Annotated in this window: 14 protein-coding genes and 1 pseudogene; 7 read left to right on the top strand and 8 right to left on the bottom strand. The window is 43.8% G+C overall.

The annotated features are described in order from the left end of the window. Positions 1 to 265 precede the first annotated feature (265 nt). From ACIQ6T_RS10240 to ACIQ6T_RS10220, 5 genes are all read left to right on the top strand, one after another. The gene (locus tag ACIQ6T_RS10240) at positions 266 to 979 is read left to right on the top strand and encodes a TonB family protein (RefSeq protein WP_395786058.1); all 714 of its coding nucleotides are present in this window, start codon (positions 266 to 268) and stop codon (positions 977 to 979) included. A 68-nt stretch (positions 980 to 1,047) separates the two neighbouring features. After that, a complete protein-coding gene (locus tag ACIQ6T_RS10235) occupies positions 1,048 to 1,290 on the top strand; it encodes a hypothetical protein (protein WP_395786056.1) in 243 nt (80 codons plus the stop codon). Further along, positions 1,280 to 2,179 (top strand): PstS family phosphate ABC transporter substrate-binding protein, encoded by a 900-nt coding sequence (locus ACIQ6T_RS10230; RefSeq protein WP_395786054.1) that lies wholly within the window; start codon positions 1,280 to 1,282, stop codon positions 2,177 to 2,179. The genes ACIQ6T_RS10235 and ACIQ6T_RS10230 overlap by 11 nt, the downstream gene beginning before the upstream one ends. 149 nt (positions 2,180 to 2,328) lie before the next feature. Then, the gene (locus ACIQ6T_RS10225; RefSeq protein ID WP_395786052.1) at positions 2,329 to 4,059 is read left to right on the top strand and encodes a tetratricopeptide repeat protein; all 1,731 of its coding nucleotides are present in this window, start codon (positions 2,329 to 2,331) and stop codon (positions 4,057 to 4,059) included. 52 nt (positions 4,060 to 4,111) lie between these two features. Continuing rightward, complete coding sequence (locus ACIQ6T_RS10220) at positions 4,112 to 4,885, top strand: SDR family NAD(P)-dependent oxidoreductase (RefSeq protein ID WP_395786050.1); 774 nt, start codon at positions 4,112 to 4,114, stop codon at positions 4,883 to 4,885. A gap of 4 nt (positions 4,886 to 4,889) precedes the next feature. Here the strand turns inward: ACIQ6T_RS10220 and ACIQ6T_RS10215 are convergent, their stop codons facing one another. The 5 genes from ACIQ6T_RS10215 to ACIQ6T_RS10195 all read right to left on the bottom strand — a co-directional run bounded on the left by ACIQ6T_RS10215 (position 4,890) and on the right by ACIQ6T_RS10195 (position 12,807). After that, positions 4,890 to 7,865 carry a T9SS type A sorting domain-containing protein gene (locus ACIQ6T_RS10215; protein ID WP_395786048.1) on the bottom strand — a complete coding sequence of 992 codons (2,976 nt, stop codon included), beginning with the start codon at positions 7,863 to 7,865 and terminating at the stop codon, positions 4,890 to 4,892. A gap of 166 nt (positions 7,866 to 8,031) precedes the next feature. Further along, entirely contained in the window at positions 8,032 to 8,928 is an 897-nt protein-coding gene (locus ACIQ6T_RS10210) for a hydroxypyruvate isomerase family protein (RefSeq protein ID WP_395786046.1), read from the bottom strand. Positions 8,929 to 8,978: 50 nt separating this feature from the next. Continuing rightward, positions 8,979 to 10,637 carry a NuoM family protein gene (locus tag ACIQ6T_RS10205; protein ID WP_395786044.1) on the bottom strand — a complete coding sequence of 553 codons (1,659 nt, stop codon included), beginning with the start codon at positions 10,635 to 10,637 and terminating at the stop codon, positions 8,979 to 8,981. Continuing rightward, positions 10,637 to 12,496 carry an NADH-quinone oxidoreductase subunit L gene (locus ACIQ6T_RS10200; protein ID WP_395786042.1) on the bottom strand — a complete coding sequence of 620 codons (1,860 nt, stop codon included), beginning with the start codon at positions 12,494 to 12,496 and terminating at the stop codon, positions 10,637 to 10,639. Before ACIQ6T_RS10200 ends, ACIQ6T_RS10205 begins: the two co-directional genes overlap by 1 nt. 65 nt (positions 12,497 to 12,561) lie before the next feature. After that, the gene (locus ACIQ6T_RS10195) at positions 12,562 to 12,807 is read right to left on the bottom strand and encodes a MoaD/ThiS family protein (RefSeq protein WP_395786040.1); all 246 of its coding nucleotides are present in this window, start codon (positions 12,805 to 12,807) and stop codon (positions 12,562 to 12,564) included. 23 nt (positions 12,808 to 12,830) lie between these two features. Between ACIQ6T_RS10195 and moaA the strand changes: the two genes are divergently transcribed. Together moaA and ACIQ6T_RS10185 are read left to right on the top strand one after the other, a co-directional pair. Next, on the top strand, positions 12,831 to 13,826 hold the full coding sequence (gene moaA, locus ACIQ6T_RS10190; RefSeq protein ID WP_395786038.1) for a GTP 3',8-cyclase MoaA: 996 nt from the start codon (positions 12,831 to 12,833) through the stop codon (positions 13,824 to 13,826). A gap of 3 nt (positions 13,827 to 13,829) precedes the next feature. Then, positions 13,830 to 14,819, top strand: coding sequence for a bifunctional heptose 7-phosphate kinase/heptose 1-phosphate adenyltransferase (locus ACIQ6T_RS10185; RefSeq protein WP_395786036.1), 990 nt, complete (start codon positions 13,830 to 13,832; stop codon positions 14,817 to 14,819). Between the two features lie 215 nt (positions 14,820 to 15,034). On the opposite strand, the gene ACIQ6T_RS10180 is transcribed toward ACIQ6T_RS10185, so the two are convergent. From ACIQ6T_RS10180 to ACIQ6T_RS10170, 3 genes and pseudogenes are all read right to left on the bottom strand, one after another. Further along, positions 15,035 to 15,421, bottom strand: coding sequence for a RidA family protein (locus ACIQ6T_RS10180; RefSeq protein WP_395786034.1), 387 nt, complete (start codon positions 15,419 to 15,421; stop codon positions 15,035 to 15,037). A 56-nt stretch (positions 15,422 to 15,477) separates the two neighbouring features. Then, positions 15,478 to 16,266, bottom strand: a complete 789-nt coding sequence (cobA, locus tag ACIQ6T_RS10175) for a uroporphyrinogen-III C-methyltransferase (RefSeq protein ID WP_395786032.1) — start codon at positions 16,264 to 16,266, stop codon at positions 15,478 to 15,480. After that, positions 16,263 to 17,109 (bottom strand): annotated as a pseudogene (locus ACIQ6T_RS10170) (nitrite reductase); the annotation flags it as partial. The gene cobA and the pseudogene ACIQ6T_RS10170, both read right to left, overlap by 4 nt.

Genomic DNA, 17,109 nt, shown 5'->3' with positions numbered 1-17,109 from the left:
TAAAAAAGCAAAATATCGGAATATGATTGATATGCTTGATGAGTGTGCGATTACCAATAACAAGCGGTATGCTATATTGGAAATTGATCCGGATACGGAGGCTTTGATAAAAAAATCAGGTAAATAGACCTATTAATTAATTTTAAATTAAACGAATATTATGTCACAAGTAATAAGCCAAGAGACTACTTTGGATGATATTATCTTCAAGAACAAAAACCGTGAATTCGGTGCTTTTGTTCTTCGGAAGACGTATCCCAAGGTAATGAAGCGGTCGGTATTACTAGGCTCTGCACTCTTTGTCGGTGCTCTTTTGATTGCAGCTTTCTGGAAACAGTTGACTGCCGCATCAGAAGATAAGACTGAGGTGACTGCTGAAGTAATGAAACTGGATAAGCCAGCTCCTCCTAAGAAAGTCGAGTTGCCCCCACCGCCACCGCCACCACCACCCAAAGAAATTCCTAAGGTGACTACTACGAAGTTCTTACCTCCAGAAATTAAGCCTGATGAGGAAGTAACAAAGCCTGAGCCACCTCCTGAGGAGGTTAAGGGTAACACTGCTTCTGAGACGGTTAAAGGAGAGTCTGAAGCATATGAGCCGCCAGTCGACCCAGATGCTAAAGGTGCTGAGCCAGTAGAACCGCCTAAACCTGCTGAAGATGAAATCTTTACAGCGGTTGAGCAAAATGCCGAGTTCCCTGGTGGTCCTCGTGCTTTCGGAGCTTTCTTACAGCGTAACTTGCGTTATCCATCTGCGGCACAGCGTGCCAATGTAGGTGGTAAGGTTTATGTTCAATTCGTAGTAAATACGGACGGAACTATCCAAGACGTGACAGTGTTAAAGTCTGTAGGTTTTGGTTGCGATGAGGAAGCAGTTCGTGTAATTAAATCGGTACCAAGATGGACTCCTGGTAAGCAATCTGGACGCGCAGTGCGTTCACGTTTTACGCAACCGATCACGTTCGTACTATCTGAATAATCTCGATTATTAGATTTTATCAGACCTGCTAAATGTTCATTTGGCAGGTCTGATTGTTTAAACATTATATGAAACTACCCATAGCTGTTAGTGTAAATATTTTATTCCGCGTGGTCGTCGCCTTAGCTTATAGTTTGCTTGGGGCTTACGTAGCGTTGTTATCCGAATTTCAATTAGGTGATTTTGTGGGTATACCTATCGTCAAGATGCTTGGAATATTATTTTTTATCTACGGTCTTTTCAGACTTTGGAGAGCCTATTTGTATTATAAAGAAATGAGTGATCAAAATTATGGGCATTATGAAGAGTAAGATTTTATTATTTCTATTCGCCTTAATCGGAGTTACCGCTTGCGGAGGCGCGGCGAATGATGTGCCCAAAGATGGACCCGCTACAGGTTCTATTCAGATTGGCGTAGATGAATCTTTTTCACCGCTGATTAAGGCAGAGAAGGCTGCATTTGAGGAAAATTATCATTTTGCCAAATTGAATCTGGTGTTCAAGCCGGAGAATGAGGCTATTGCCGACTTGCTTAATGATAAAGTTCGATCTGTTGTGGTTTCGCGTGAATTGACGGAAGCAGAAAAAGGTATTTTCGCACGGAAGAAAATTACATATCGTAGTTTTAAGTTTGCAGCTGATGGTATCGCACTTATTGTTAATAAATCAAATCAAGATACCCTGATAACGCTCGATCGCTTGAAGTCATTGCTGAATGGTACTGCGAAAAATGGAAAGGACATTGAATTGGTTGTGGACAAAGCCAATTCTAGTAACATCAAGTTTTTGGTTGACCAATTTAGTTTAGGGAATTCTGGTTTGGCGGTGGCTGAGGTAGGTTCCAATAAGGCAGTGATTGAATACGTACAATCCCATAAAAATGCGTTGGGAATTATTGGATCTAATTGGATTAGTGATGGCGAAAATCCTACATCGTTGGGATTTATTCGTTCAATCCATGTCTTATCAGTATCAGCGAATGGGAAGGATTATTATCAACCATTTGGATATAATTTAGCTCTAAAGAAATATCCATTGCGTCGGGAGATTAAAATGATTTTAAAAGAATCGCATTCAGGTTTAGGAACTGGATTTGTAAATTACGTGTGCGGAGACATGGGACAATTAATCGTTTTGAAAGCGGGGTTGATTCCTTTGACCCGCCCTATCACGATTCGTCAGTATCAAATCAATCAATAAGCACATATTTAGGAGCTGTTGTTTGTAAGTTTTCAAGATTTATGCTTAAATTTACCACTCTTTAATTTTATTAAACTTTACTAGTAATTTATTGAACTTTTCAATGTTACGCCTAAGAAAATTACGTTACACAAAAAATTAAAATACGAATGATGAAAATGAAATCATGGCTTTTGGGAATAGGTCTTTTATTGACCAATTTAACTTTCGGGCAAACGATTAAGGATGGTCTACATTTAATTGACCGCCATCAGCCAAGTCGGGCGAAGCAAGTATTTGAGGGGTTGGTTTCTGCAGCTCCTACGGGTGAAAATTATTTTTATTTAGGGTATTATTACCTAACGCAACGCGATTGGGATAACGCTAAAGCCACATTCGAAAAAGGTAAAGCAGCTGATCCAAAAAATTATTTAAATCAAGTTGGTTTGGCATCAATTCTCGTTGGCCAAAACAATGTATCTGCCGCCAAAGTAGAATTCGACCGAATTCTAGCGGATACAAAAACTAAAAACATTGATGTCATGTATCGTATTGCTGAGGCGTATGCGATGTATTATATTTTAGGTAAAGAAGACAGTTTTAATGCGAATAATAACGATCCAGGTGAGGCTATTCGCTTAATTGATTTGATTCAAGAGCGTTTGGTTAAGGACAAGAAATTGCCAACTGTCGAGCATTACATTGTAAAGGGGGACGCGTATTTGATTAAGAATGATGGAGGAAATGCGGTGACGGCTTATGAGACAGGTTTGATGCAAGACCCACGAAACATTAAGGCTAAGGTTAAGATTGGAACGGTTTATTTGCGTGGAAAGAATTATAAAGAAACGCAAGCGCGCTACAAAGAGGCAATTGATTTAGATTCAAATTATGCGCCAGCTCAACGGAAATATGGTGAGTATTTAATCATCGGAGGTCAATATAAAAATGCATCGCGTTATTTCCGTCGTTATTTGGAGAAAGCAGAAGCAACACCAGAAGTTACTTTGGAGACAGCCAAATTGTTGTTCCTATCTAAGGACTATGAAGGTGCAATGAAGTTCACGGATGAGGCGGATAAAAAAGGGGTTAAGGATAATGATATTTTCCGTATGCGTGGGTATTCAAATGTTGAAATGGGTAATTTCCAACAAGGTATTGATAACCTAGACGGTATGGTTAAGCGTGGGGTGAAGCCTTTCTTTATGGATGATTTGTACTTTGGAAAAGGGTATCAAGGGTTAGGAAAGGATTCAATCGCACTGATGTACTTGGAAAAAGCGGCTCCTTTAGACACAAACAACAACGTTTACTCGATCATTCATGATGTTCGTTACAAGCAAAAACGTTACAGCGATGCTGCGGTTGCAGGGGTAAATTCTATCCAATGGAAAGTCAAAAAAGCGCAGACTGTAGGTTCTGGTGATTACTTTAAAGTTGCCATGGATTACTATTTAACTGCTGCCTACATTAATAAGGCGGATACTGTTGGCCGCCCTGCGATGGCTATGCGCGCAGATTCAATGTTTGCGAAGGCAATTGAGGTCAATGATAAGTGGCCTCCATTTTATATCAATCGCGCCCGCGCAAATAACTTTATTGATTTTACAGGGACAAAATGGTTAGGAGCTCCTTGGTATGAGAAGTTTATCGCTGCTGTGGAAACACAAAAAGCGGAGAAGAGCTCTCAATATAAAGAGGATAAAAATCAATTGTTTGAAGCATATAAATTCTTAGGTGGATATCAATTGTCGGTGACCAAAGATGAAGCTAAAGTGAGAGAATTGTTCACCAAAGCACAAGAAATTAAGCCAGAAGATCCAGATATCAAGGCTTATTTTAATCCAACTCCAGCTCCAGCCGCAGCGGCCCCCGCTGCTCCAGCTGCACCGAAGAAGTAATTAATTCGAAAAAAAGCCCAGCAATGGGCTTTTTTTATTAAATCCATATCTTATGTCGTACGCATTAATTACCGGAGCAAGTAAAGGAATCGGAAAAGAAATTGCGCATCAATTAGCCATGAATGGCTATGATGTGTTGCTTGTTGCTCGCAATTCGTACGAGTTACAAATGGTTAAGGAAGAGTTGGAGAAAAAATACCCTGTTCAGGTGGATTACCTGGTTAGTGATTTAAGCGAGCAAGGGGCAGTTGACCGTATCGTCGATTGGGTCGAAACCAAACAAATCGATTTGCGCATTTTAGTAAATAATGCCGGATTTGGTTTGGTGGGCAAATTCGACTCGTATTCTTTCGAGGAAAATCAAAAGATGATGCAAGTCAATATGCACTCCTTGGTCGAGATGTGTCAAAAGTTCTTTCCGTATCTAGCGGGGAAAGGGAAAGCTCACGTGCTTAATATAGCTAGTTCTTCCGCTTATCAGGCGATTCCGAATATGACTTTGTATGCAGCATCGAAAGTTTTTGTTTTGAATTTCTCTCGAGGTTTACATCATGAATGGAAATCAAAAGGGGTTATTGTCACTGTCGTAAGCCCGGGTGCAACAACGACTAATTTCAACGATCGAGCTAACTTACAAGCGAAGGCGCGTAAGGCAGCCGAGAAAGTTACGATGACTCCTGAAGAAGTTGCCAAACTCGCTGTTGCCGGAATGCTGGCGGGTAAGGTTGAAGTGATTACCGGTTTGGTTAATAAAATCGGGGCATTTCTTGCATGGGTGTCCCCTAAATCGATTAGTGAGAAGATCGCTAAAGGTATTTATGAATAATGAACTAGTTTCTTAGCACAGACAGAATTCTTGTTTTTATTCCTTCATCTGTTTCAAAACGCAAAATATAATTTCCATTAGGTAGATTTTCTGCCAGCCTAATTCGATGCCTAAAAGCGGAGGAGCCAAGTTCCCAGCGTTGTATGATATGTCCCTGAAAGTCAATTATTTCAATGTTACTTTCTAATGTATTGGTAAGAATTTCGATTGAAAGTAAGGTGCTTTGAGTCGGATTTGGATAGATTGAAATACCTGCTAATTCCGTCGGAAGTGTGTAGGAATAAAATTTAAATTCGGATTTGCACGTGATGGAGGAAGCCCCATCCAATCTATAATATTTTAGCGCGCTTACACCGTAGATCCCTGATTTGACTAACTTGATTTGACTAAGCGAATCTTTTAGGTTTCCTTCATTGAACGCCCAAACGTAGCGATCAGGTTGGTCGATTACATTACGCGCCTGCAAAAAGTATGAGCCCATTTTTTCAAGTAATGGTACCCTTGGATTTTGTCTGGCTTCAATGGTTAGGGATGGACTTGGGATGGACCAACAACCATATTCGTTTTGGGTTTTCAATGTAATTTTTTCTGAGTTTCTAATCACCAAGCTATCTTCTGTACTTCCCGTATTCCAGGCATAGCGAAAAGCGGGTGTTGCATGAATCGTTGCATAAGCACCATGGCAAAACTGTCGGTTTGGATTCGCCCGAATAAATGGCTGTGGTTCAGCTGGGAAATGGAACGAGGTGATTGGGGCGCTCCATGCCGACCAGCAGCCGTTGGGGTCTTGGTATTTTACTTGATTTATTTCTGGCGTTTTGCTATACCTTGTTTGGGTACTGTCACCTGAATTCCATGCATATTTCTGGCTAGGGATATCTGCTTGTAGTTTAGTCGAATCACCTTTGCAGAAACCTGCTTGCCGTTGGAAAATAATGGCAGCAGGTTGGGGTACCGATTGGACGTGTAGTGAAATTGGGCTACTAGGTGTGGACCAACAAACTCCGTCGATAGCTGTTTGGGCAGAGAAAGTGTAGGAGCCCACGTTCCGTCCGATAAATTCTTGGTTTGTAGGCGCATGATTTATCCATTTGATGGCAGGCGTATTTGTTTGAATTTGAACCGTATCCCCGAGGCATATTTTTGATGCTGAAAGTGAGACTATTGGCGGTGCAGGTCTTTGGTGTACCTCAATATACATGCCATCTCCTCGATGGATACAGCCGTTTTTCTGAACGATTGGTTGGTAAAATCCAGGTCGGAGCTGACCCGAAATAATCGGTTGTTCGACCAATAGATGTCCATTTAATTCCCAGCCGATGATTCCCGTATGGGTTGGAAGGATAGCCTGAAGTTTAATGTCATCTCCACTACATGCAAAATTTGCATAGCTAGTTTCAATAGATATGATTGGTCTCTGCATTTCGGGAAGTGTCACTTGAATCGGTGGTGCTGCTGTTCCTGGACATCTAATTTGTACATAGGTTTCAAAGCTTGCGGAAATGGCGGTAGATTCGCCTAAGCCGAGGAGCTTTTCGGGGCCATATTGATTGAAAATTTGAGGTGTATTTGGGCATCCAATGACGGTTAGTTGGTACGTCTCTTTTCCGCAATTCGGAGAAAGCGTAAAAGAGATTCGCGGTATTTCCGGTTCTTTTATGGGTGGTACTTCAACCACAGGGTCTGGTGTGGATGGTGGAGTTTCCGGTAAAGGTGGCATAGTCGGGATCGGCGGAGTAGTCGGTGTAGTAGGTGGAGTATTCGGTATCGTTGGAATAGTAGTCGGTGGAGTCGGCGTATCCGTGATAACCCCACACTCCACATTTGATTTAATGCGGACAATGATGGCTGTTCGCGCGCTCTCACAGTTATTCACCAACTGACTCACGAATCGTGTTACGATTGATTCTGGTGTCGGACCGATGACGGTTATTTGTGTTGCAGTAGATACGGCCGTACTTGCAGTCGCAGTTTGATACCAAATATTGTTTGTACCACCTGATGCCTTGAATATGATGGGAAGATTCGCACAGATTGATTCGGGTGTTCCCGTGTTTGTGGGGGCGCTAGGCCGACTAAAAGCTTGTGCGCTCGTGCCGCGGGAGGGAAGACTTTCGCAGCCTAGTTTTAAACAGGTGGCCGTATAGATCCGCGGGTTGGGATCGGGGAGGATGACGGTCGCTTTCGCTCCTTGAGTCATTGGAATTCCATCACGGTCATACCATTGTGTGGTATAGGGGAAACAACCGGTGGAATTAAGGGTGATGGGCTGATCTAAGCAGCCTTTATATAAACTCGCCGCATGATTTGGTATAGGGCTAACTTTTACCTGCAATAAGACATCGTTTGAACTTCGCGGGCAGCTACTTACTTGATTTTGATTAGTCAGCGATCCTTCGTTATCATTGTTTGGGGTGATTTCAAATGTCATTCGAATTTTATAGCGATATGTATCCATTGGGGCAAGCGCATTATTGATCGTTAAACTAGGGGTTTTTGTCCCCGAGTAGGTTCCATTATCAACTAAATCCTCAAATGGGCCATTTTTTACAGATAGAGCCCATTGAAAATTAGACGCTTGATTGACGGTCGGAATTCGTGCCTCTAAGCGCCCATTTCCTCGTTCACAAATTTCGGGATTGATGATGTTTGTAATGGTGTGGAGCGTAATTGAAGCGGCCTCTGAAATCACCAAGCACGATGTCGCATTTAATTTTACTCGGTATTGTGTACCGCTAGGGTGCACCGTTCCACCGGATGGGTAGATTTGGTAGCTTGCTTGCGTTGCTCCTGAAATGTTCGTGAATGCAGCGTCAGTTGGACGTTTCTTTTCCCATTGAAATTGGGTAGCATTGCTGCTAACGATCATGCGAATGGAGTTAGTTTCGCAATCGGTTTGATTACTGGGTTGTTGGCTAATCACCGGGCATTGGGCCAATAAACCCCAAGGGAAAGCTAAAAATAGTATCAAATTTTTCATAGGACAAGGAATTTCTCGATCAAAGCGGATTACACCCGCAAGGTAATTGAGACAAGTCCATGCCCTCATTCGAAATTGGAATGACACGTCAGATTATCAATTTATTGGCATAAAAAAAACCAGCTTCTATTGATCAGAAGCTGGTTCAAAAATTTTGTAAGCCATGTTAGATATCGCAGATTTTAACGGCTTGTTCTAGCGACGCCATTTTGTCGGCGCGCGCTGGAATAAACTCTTGGCCAATATACCCTTTATAGCCCGTATCGTATATCGCACGAATGATTGCTGCATAATTTAATTCTTGCGTATCATCGATTTCATTACGTCCCGGAACCCCACCTGTATGGTAGTGGGAAATATATGGGTAGTATTTCTTAATCGTAGCAATTACGTCCCCTTCCATGATTTGCATGTGGTAGATGTCGTAAAGTAATTTGAATTTATCGGAACCAACCATCTCACAAAGCGCTGCACCCCATTCCGTGGTGTCTGCCTGGTAATCCTTGTGGTTTACTTTGGAGTTCAATAATTCCATGGAGATCGTTACATCGTACCGTTCCGCGGTCTTCATGACACGCTGCAATCCTTTTTTGCAATTGATCAAACCGTCTTCATCACTCATGCCATCGCGGTTTCCCGAAAAAGCAATGATGTTTTTTACGCCTGCTTTGGCAGCTTTTGGGATGATGTCTTCATAAAAGCCAACCAGCCCATCGTGGTTTTTAACGCGGTTAAAGAAGTTTGGAATGTTCATGCCGGCCGGGTATTTGCCCCAACCAATTGCCGCAGTCATGTCGTATTTTTTCAAAATTTCCCAATCATCTGGACCGGTAAGTTCGATGGAAGATAAGCCAATGCGTTTGGCATTTACAATTAATTCCTCAAATGGAATTTTGTCATAGCACCACCGACAAGCCGAATGCTGTACTTTTCCTTTTAGGTCTGCACCCACGGCGATGTCTGCTTTCTTAAAGCGCTCCTCCATGGATGAACCGAATACCCCTAAGCCTGCTAATCCAGCTGAGCTTTTCAGGATTTCTCTCCGACTAACATTGTTTTTCATAGTCTTTGTTTGATAGGTTTAATTAAAATTTTGAAGGATGTACACCTTCATTAGTGAAAAATCAAATTCAGGCTGTTAGTTACGAAAATTTCACTTAGCTCAAAAATGATTCCCGGGAAAATTCCGAAAATGATGCTCAAGATACCTAACCCAAAAAGACTTACTTTTTCAAGCAATGTCAAGTCGGGCATTACCCACGTGCTTTCACGCACAAAATAGCTACCCAAATATATTTTTTGAAATGTCCAAAGCAAATATCCTGCACCCAAGAGAATTCCCAATCCACCTAAAATTGCATAGATGGGCATTAAATACGGACTCGTGAAAGCGCCCATCAAACTGAAAAATTCACCGATGAACCCAGAGAATCCCGGTAAGCCCAGGGATGCGAAAATGGCAATACCCGAAACAACCGTGAACCAAGGCATTTTCGTGGCGAGACCAGCGAAATTATCGATTTGACGATTGCCGGTCCGACTATATAGAACGCCCACAATTAAGAATAATAAGGACGAAAGTATCCCATGCGAAAGTAGCTGAAAAATGGCCCCCTGCCAGCCTTCTGATGTAAATGAGGCGATTCCCAAAAGCACGAAACCCATGTGTGAAACAGATGAATAAGCAACTAATCTCTTTAAGTCACTCATTGCCAGCGCATTGTACGCGCCATAAATTATGGATAAAACGCCTAATCCAGCCATGACTCTAGCAGAATCTAAGGCCTCATTTGGGAAGAAAGGGATCGCCATACGCAACCAACCATACGCACCGATTTTTAATAAGATACCTGCCAGTAATACTGAAATGGGCGTGGGCGCTTCCACGTGTGCATCGGGAAGCCAAGTGTGTAAGGGAACGAGTGGTAATTTAATGGCAAAACCAATGAACAATAGCCAGAATCCCCAAGCCCGACCTGATAGTCCGCCCAACAAAAATCCGGATTGTGGACTGAATAGATTATTTGGTTGGCAGTTCAAAGGATCACTTAATGCTTGGAAATCAAAGCTGTGCACGACTTGGTTGGGTGTAATTTCATGGGCGGCTAAGGCCGTTTGCATGGATTGCAAGGCTTCTAGGCCAAAAGATTGGTTGGGCCCAATTTTCTGCATTGCCAAGGCCGTTTCGTAAGGATCCATATAAGCCATTGAAATGCCTAGCATCACAATGAGGATGAATATTGAGCCAACTAACGTATAAATGAAGAATTTTAAGGACGCATAATTTCGACGTGGTCCGCCCCAAATTCCGATTAAAAAATACATGGGCAGCAACATAAACTCAAAAAATACGTAGAATAGGAACATGTCTCGCGCGACAAAACAGCCCATAAGCGATGCATTGAGCAGTAGCACGAGTGCATAATAGGCTTCAATTTTGGTGTTAATTTCGCTTGAATTCCAGAGCGCGACAAAGCTGATTAGGCCTGTTAAAAGGACTAGTCCCATGCTGAGTCCGTCTATGCCCACGGCATAGTGCGAAACGAATTGGCCTAGATTACCTAGATTTAAATGAATCCAGCTAATGGATTCGCTTTGCTGGTAACCTACCTGTAATGGGTCAAAAACGAGTGCAATTTTTGCCAAAACAAGGATTTGAATCCCTATAACTCCTAAAGCAAGTAGGCGGGTGTAGGTCGCACCTAATTTTCCGAAACCCGCGATGAGTGCGGCTACTACGGGTAGAACAATAAGTAATGATATATTTCCCATTAATACAGCAGGTAAAGTAGGATGAAAATCAATGTGATAACAACCCAAATCCAATATTTTTGAACTTGAGCGGATTGCCAAGTGCGCACGCGCGCACCCAAGGCTTGACTAAATGATGCAATTCCATCCACGATCCCATCGACGATGTGACGGTCAATCCAGGCGGAAAGGTGTGCAATGATAACTTGCAATTCTGTTACTTTGACTACGATTCTGTCAAGTACGCGGACGTCAAAAACATGTGTTTTACGGCCAATCCATAGCGCAAATTGATATGTATTAGGCCAAATAAATCCAGCAAACTGATAATTTTTCGCAGGGATCCAGTGGCGAGTCAATGCTGTGGCTAAGATCCCAAGTACCCAAGTGCCGGCGGTAATTGCCAACCAAAAAGAAGGAATGGGATAACTTCCCACACGGAAGTAGGTTATGAAAAGCGAGTTCTCTACATCTATCGGATTATTTGAAATCCAGAAAAATAAGCTAAAGAAAATCAGTAAACAGATAGGTATGATTTGAAAACACTGTGTTTCCGAATTTTCTAATTTATGTCCGCCCCTATTTTGGCCTAAAAAGATCAAGTAGGTTTGTCGGCATATATACGTCGCCGTCAGCGCCATCCCTAGCGCCAAAGCACCTAGTAAAACGTAGTAATAACTCGAAAAGGCACTGTTTTGGGCCGACACCCATAAGAAACCGGCGATGTTTTCTTTGCTGTAAAAACCAGTTGTTAACGGAATACCCATGAGACCGGCGCCAAAAATCAAGTAGGCGATAAAGCTAATAGGGAGTTGTTTACGTAGGCCACCCATGTGCGTGAGGCTTTGGGCGTCTAAGTGATGCGTGGCTTTTTGGTTATGCAGGTAATGAATGACAGAGCCGGCTGTTAGAAAAAGTCCAGCCTTGAAGATGCCATGTACATATAGATGAAAAAGGGAAGCGCCAGAACCCATCCCTAGCCACATGAGGCCAAGTTGGGAGATGGTCGAATAAGCGAGTGCCTTTTTAATGTCGTTTTGGAATAGGGCGAAAAAGGCACCAGAAACGAGGGAGATCGCTCCGATGGCTCCCATGAAAAGATGGGTTTCCTCGCCTACGAATGGGAAAATCCGAATCCCCACGAATACGCCTGCGGCTACCATGGTCGCTGCGTGAATTAAAGCCGATGCCGGCGTAGGTCCTTCCATCGCATCGGGCAGCCAGGACATGAGTGGAAATTGCGCGGATTTACCGATTCCGCCGATGATGATTGCGATGCCAATAAACGCTGGGGCTGTTCCATGCATGTTGGAAAAGCTCGTCGTTCCGAAATAATTGCTGAGTCCAATAATCCCGAATAGAAGTGCAATGTCCCCGATTCGGTTGAGTAAAAATGCTTTTTTGGCGGCTTTGATTGCTGTTGGTTTTTCATGCCAAAAGCTAATTAATAAATACGAGCAAGCGCCCACGAGTTCCCAGCTACCGTAGAACAGATAGACCTGATCGGTTAAAATCAATAGCGTCATGGCGCCTATGAACACGTGTAAATAGCTGTAGTAGCGACCGACATTCGGGTCTTTGGCTAGGTAGGATTTGGAAAAAATCTGTACGAAAATTGCCACAATACTGACGAGTAGAAGTACTAATTGGGCGTGGGCATTGATCCAAAAACTTGCTTCAATGGATTTGCCACCGAGTGTAAACCAGGGATAGGCGATGATTTGCTCAGGAATATGGCCTATTTTAAAGGCGAGGTAGGTAAAGATTCCGGCTAAAATGATGGATGTGTTGGCCTGGATATTTTTTGGAATCAGCGCGATTACCAGGGCGGAAAGCCAAGGTATTGTGAGGAGTGCCAGAAAAACATTCGGTACAGGCATGCGTTACATTATTCGAATCTGCAAAGATAAAATAATCTACTGATTTCGTAGGGAATCATGGGCAATTATCCGCCACTAACGGGTGGAATTAAGGCAATTTCCATGTGTTCTTCGACGATAAAATCTGTTTTTGGAAAATGGTGGTCGGCCGCGAGGCGAAGTGAGGGTAAAGTTCGTAAGGCTGGATAGGTGTTTTTGGTGATTTCCAAAAGTGCATAAGCTTCGATTGGTCCCTGGGTTTCGATTGTTATTTGATCTTTTTTTAGAAGATCTCGGCAAATGCCGAATAGAAGCAGGGTATAGGTGGCCATATTTTTCGTAATTTGCGCGTCGAATGGGTAAAGATAATCAACTCTTGGATAATCACGGTCGGCCGATGACGTATTTACGTCTTGCGGTGACGGATCGTTGCAATTTACGTTGTTCGTATTGCATGCCTGCGGAGGGGATTGTGTACATGCCGGAGCGGGAATTGTTGACTTGGCCGGAGATGGTGCGTGTGGTTCGGGTGATGCATGGGATGGGAATCGAGAAGGTGCGGATAACGGGCGGAGAGCCATTTGTGCGCAATGGATTAATGGATTTTCTGACCGAGATTTCGACGCTACCTGGCTTGGAAATATGTTTGACGAGTAATGGGGTGTTGATTGGGGAGTATATAGATCAGTTGAAGGCCTTGGGCATTCGCTCCGTGAACTTAAGTTTGGATGCGTTGGATCGGGATCGTTTTAAGCAGATAACGCGTCGGGATGATTATGAGGTGGTATACCAAAATTTACTGTGTTTAGTGGAGGCTGGTTTTGAGGTAAAAATCAATGCGGTGGTGATGAAGGGGCAGAATGAGCAGGATATATTGGCTTTGGCGGCTTTGACAAAAAACTTGCCGATTTCAGTACGGTATATCGAGGAGATGCCATTTAATGGTTCGGGCTTGGTGGAGGGTACCTTGTTTTGGAATCATGGCCGAATTTTGGCAGAGTTGAAAACGGTTTATGCGGATATGAAACCTGTATTAATGCGGGGTGGAGAGACGGCAAATCGGTATGAAATTCCTGGTCATGCGGGGGATTTGGGTATTATTGCTGCGTTTTCGCGAACCTTTTGTGGAAGTTGTAATCGCGTGCGATTGACTGCCAAAGGCCAAGTAAAAACCTGTTTATATGATGATGGCGTTTTTGATTTGAAGGCACATCTTCGCGCGGGTATTTCGGATGAAGGTTTGCGTGATGTATTATTGGGATTGTATCAAAAGCGGCCTCTTGATGGTTTTGAGGCTGAAAAAAATAGAAAGAGCGTTATTAATGAATCGATGACGACGATAGGAGGTTAATTTATGAGCGCACTAGCTGAAATTATTGAGGGCTTTTCGAAGCTGCGGGTGATGGTGATTGGAGATTTGATGGTCGATGCCTATACGTGGGGAAAGGTGAGTCGGATTTCGCCTGAGGCACCGGTGCAAGTGGTGAATGTGGTGAAGCGGGAATCGCGTTTGGGTGGTGCGGGAAATGTGGTGTTGAATGTGGCGAGCTTAGGTGCGAAGCCGCTCGTTTTTTCTGTGATCGGAGATGATGCGACCGGTTCTTCGTTGTTGCAAATTTTAGTTGACGCAGGTTTGTCGGTAGACGGAATCATCCAGGAGGCCGGTCGGCCTACTACCGTAAAGGAGCGTGTAATCGCGGGGTCCCAACAACTCATTCGGGTGGATTCGGAGACTGAGGCGCAGATTTTACAGGCGTCATCGGCTGCTTTATTGACCGCCATCAAAGCGTCTATTTCTAAAGTTGATGTGATTATTTTTGAAGATTACGACAAGGGGGTATTGCGTGAGGGATTGATTCAGGAGGTGATGGGATTGGCGAAGGCGGCGGGAATCCCAACGGTCGTAGATCCGAAAAAGAAGAACTTTTTTGCCTATCGGGGCGCGACTTTATTTAAGCCAAATTTACATGAGTTGCGGGATGGTTTGGGCTTGGAATCTTCGGATTTGAGCGCGCTGGCATTACCTGCGACTGTTAAGAAATTCAAAGAATCTCAAAATTTTGGAGGTGTATTTGTGACGCTTTCTGAGCGCGGGGTGTATATGGATTACGCGTCGGAGCAGATTGCTATCCCAGCGCACATTCGTCAAATCGCGGATGTCTCCGGTGCGGGAGATACGGTAATTTCCATTGCGGCATGTGCACTAGCGGCAGGTGCTAAACCAGCACAAATCGCGGAATTGGCGAACCTGGGCGGAGGCTTGGTCTGTGAGTTATTAGGCGTGGTACCGATAGCGGCGGAGTTGTTGAAAAGGGAAGCTGCTAAAATAGACGCTGGACTTTAGACGCTAGCATTTTCTTTGGCAAAGCTTTCAGCATTGCCAAAGTTGGCCCATGCATGGTATTTCTTGATTTTTCTTTTTAGACACAATACTTTGCGTCTTTTTTCTTTGGCAAAGCTTTCGGCATTGCCAAAGTTGGCCCACACATGGTATCAGTTATTTTTCTTGCGCTAGCATACTTATAACTTTGGCAAAGCCAGGAGCTTTGCCAAAGAGCATTACCCCACCCATGCCGTGAATTCAATCTCCACTTTATATTGCGGAGCGATCAAAGCGGAGATTTCGTAGATCCCGGTTGTAGGTTTTACATCGCCAAAAAAGTGTACATGTGCACGGGCGATTTCTAAATTTTGAGATATGTCGGTGGTGAAAATACGGGTACGAACCACATCTTTAATCGACGATCCTGCTTCTTCCAATACGACTGCTATGCGCTCAATGATATTATATGTTTGCGCATACAAATCGTCAGCGGTTACTTTTTCGCCATCAATGATGGCAACCGTACCTGATATTTCCAATAAGTTTCCTGTTTTTACGGCTCGGCAATAGCCGAAAACGTCTTCAAATGGGGATCCGGAGGATATGTTAAGTCTTTGTGACATACGAAAAGGTTTATTTCCTCGTTTAGCTTTGGCAAACCTTCAAGGTTTGCCAAAGCTTAGCGATTCAGTGAATTTTTTAAAATTTTCTCCCACATCTCCGGCTTCGCGTGGCGAACCACTTCGCCGATCACGATGATGGCAGGATTACGAAGGTCTTCTTTTTTGGCCAAATTTTCAAGCTCTGCAGCCGTTGATATCCCAATGCGCTGATTAGCCATGGTGCCATTTTGAATGATGGCGGCTGAGATGTCACCCTTACCGTAGGTTTGGCATAAGGATGCAATTTCGACCAATTTATTCATCCCCATCAGAATCACCAACGTCGCCGTGGATTGCAAGCCTAATTTCAAATCCTCCGATAAAGAACCGTCCGATTTAGTACCGGTCATCACCCAAAAACTTTCATTCACCCCACGAACCGTCAAGGGAATATCCGCCGCTCCGGGCGCTGCGTAGGATGAACTGATGCCGGGAATATATCCGGTCAGAAGTCCGTACGATTTCGCGAATTCGATTTCCTCCTGTCCTCGACCGAACACGAAGGGGTCGCCACCTTTCAAGCGAACGACGTGTCCTAGGGCATAGGCTTTTTCAACGATCAATTCGTTGATGGCTGCTTGCGAATGACTCTCGCCGGGTTTTTTGCCAACGAATATTTTTTCGCAAACAGGTGAACAATGCGCCAATAAACTGATATCCACTAACGCATCATACAATACTGCCTGAGCAGATGCAATCGACTTGATCGCTTTCAACGTGATCAATTCCGGATCACCAGGCCCTGCACCCACCACTGTTAAGCGGGGTTGCGGTTCTAATTTTCTGAAGTGACTTAAATTTTTCATGCGATGGCTTGGCGGAATGATGTGGCTGCCGATAAAAAGGTCTGTGCTTGCGCGGCATACTGAATTGCAAAGGCCTCTGATGGTTCGTTTTGGTTGATCTGCAAAACCAATTCCGGGAAGGTCCCAGCCTCAATCGCAAATTCTCCCGTCGCCACAAAATGCTCCTCAAACTTGTTGATGACCGCACTTTGATTCGCTACCGTTACGGATTTATCTAACAACAACGCTTTGGAAGCTGAGATGAAGACCGAATAGGCATGGTAGATGGCATCCGCCCAGCGTTTGTCTTCCAAAGCCGCGGCTGTCCATTCGTATTTTTCTTCCGATTCGAACAACAAGGTTGCTACCAAATCGATCATCACTCCGGCACATTCACCTACGCCGATTTCTGTTGCGAAACTATCCGTCGCACCCCAATCGATGAAGTCCGAATCTACCAACGTTGTCAAATCCGCAATTGGTTTCAATAAATTATAGAAGTATTTCTCGCCCTGGCGATCGTAATATTCGTGGAAGTATTCGCCGTTTTGTGCGTTTTCTTCAAAATTGTTCAACAACACGCGCAATACTTGAGGACCTCTTTTGGAAGGAACTTTGATGACCTTATCCGCGATACGTCCGTCGCCATTGCCTAACGTTGCGCCTCCTATTAAAACTTGCAAGGCAGGTAAAACACGTTTATCTGCCGCCTTCAAAGAAGAGCCGTGAAATCCGATTGACGCCATGCTATGTTGGCCACACGCATTCATACAACCCGAAATCTTGATTTTCATCGCACTATCATGGATCAAAGATGGAAATTCATCGTTGATGACTTGCTCTAATTTCGAGGTAATATTCGTT

This window comes from Aquirufa sp. (genome assembly GCF_044377215.1).
In the GTDB taxonomy this organism is placed as follows: domain Bacteria; phylum Bacteroidota; class Bacteroidia; order Cytophagales; family Spirosomataceae; genus Aquirufa.
This window is presented reverse-complemented; position numbering and strand designations above follow the sequence as displayed.

Excerpts from the sequence above, each read along its gene's own strand:
- ACIQ6T_RS10240 (WP_395786058.1), top strand. The coding sequence starts at position 266 with ATGAAGCGGTCGGTATTACTAGGCTCTGCACTCTTTGTCGGTGCTCTT.
- ACIQ6T_RS10235 (WP_395786056.1), top strand. The coding sequence starts at position 1,048 with ATGAAACTACCCATAGCTGTTAGTGTAAATATTTTATTCCGCGTGGTC.
- ACIQ6T_RS10230 (WP_395786054.1), top strand. The coding sequence starts at position 1,280 with ATGAAGAGTAAGATTTTATTATTTCTATTCGCCTTAATCGGAGTTACC.
- ACIQ6T_RS10225 (WP_395786052.1), top strand. The coding sequence starts at position 2,329 with ATGATGAAAATGAAATCATGGCTTTTGGGAATAGGTCTTTTATTGACC.
- ACIQ6T_RS10220 (WP_395786050.1), top strand. The coding sequence starts at position 4,112 with ATGTCGTACGCATTAATTACCGGAGCAAGTAAAGGAATCGGAAAAGAA.
- ACIQ6T_RS10215 (WP_395786048.1), bottom strand. The coding sequence starts at position 7,865 with ATGAAAAATTTGATACTATTTTTAGCTTTCCCTTGGGGTTTATTGGCC.
- ACIQ6T_RS10210 (WP_395786046.1), bottom strand. The coding sequence starts at position 8,928 with ATGAAAAACAATGTTAGTCGGAGAGAAATCCTGAAAAGCTCAGCTGGA.
- ACIQ6T_RS10205 (WP_395786044.1), bottom strand. The coding sequence starts at position 10,637 with ATGGGAAATATATCATTACTTATTGTTCTACCCGTAGTAGCCGCACTC.
- ACIQ6T_RS10200 (WP_395786042.1), bottom strand. The coding sequence starts at position 12,496 with ATGCCTGTACCGAATGTTTTTCTGGCACTCCTCACAATACCTTGGCTT.
- ACIQ6T_RS10195 (WP_395786040.1), bottom strand. The coding sequence starts at position 12,807 with ATGGCCACCTATACCCTGCTTCTATTCGGCATTTGCCGAGATCTTCTA.
- moaA (WP_395786038.1), top strand. The coding sequence starts at position 12,831 with ATGGGTAAAGATAATCAACTCTTGGATAATCACGGTCGGCCGATGACG.
- ACIQ6T_RS10185 (WP_395786036.1), top strand. The coding sequence starts at position 13,830 with ATGAGCGCACTAGCTGAAATTATTGAGGGCTTTTCGAAGCTGCGGGTG.
- ACIQ6T_RS10180 (WP_395786034.1), bottom strand. The coding sequence starts at position 15,421 with ATGTCACAAAGACTTAACATATCCTCCGGATCCCCATTTGAAGACGTT.
- cobA (WP_395786032.1), bottom strand. The coding sequence starts at position 16,266 with ATGAAAAATTTAAGTCACTTCAGAAAATTAGAACCGCAACCCCGCTTA.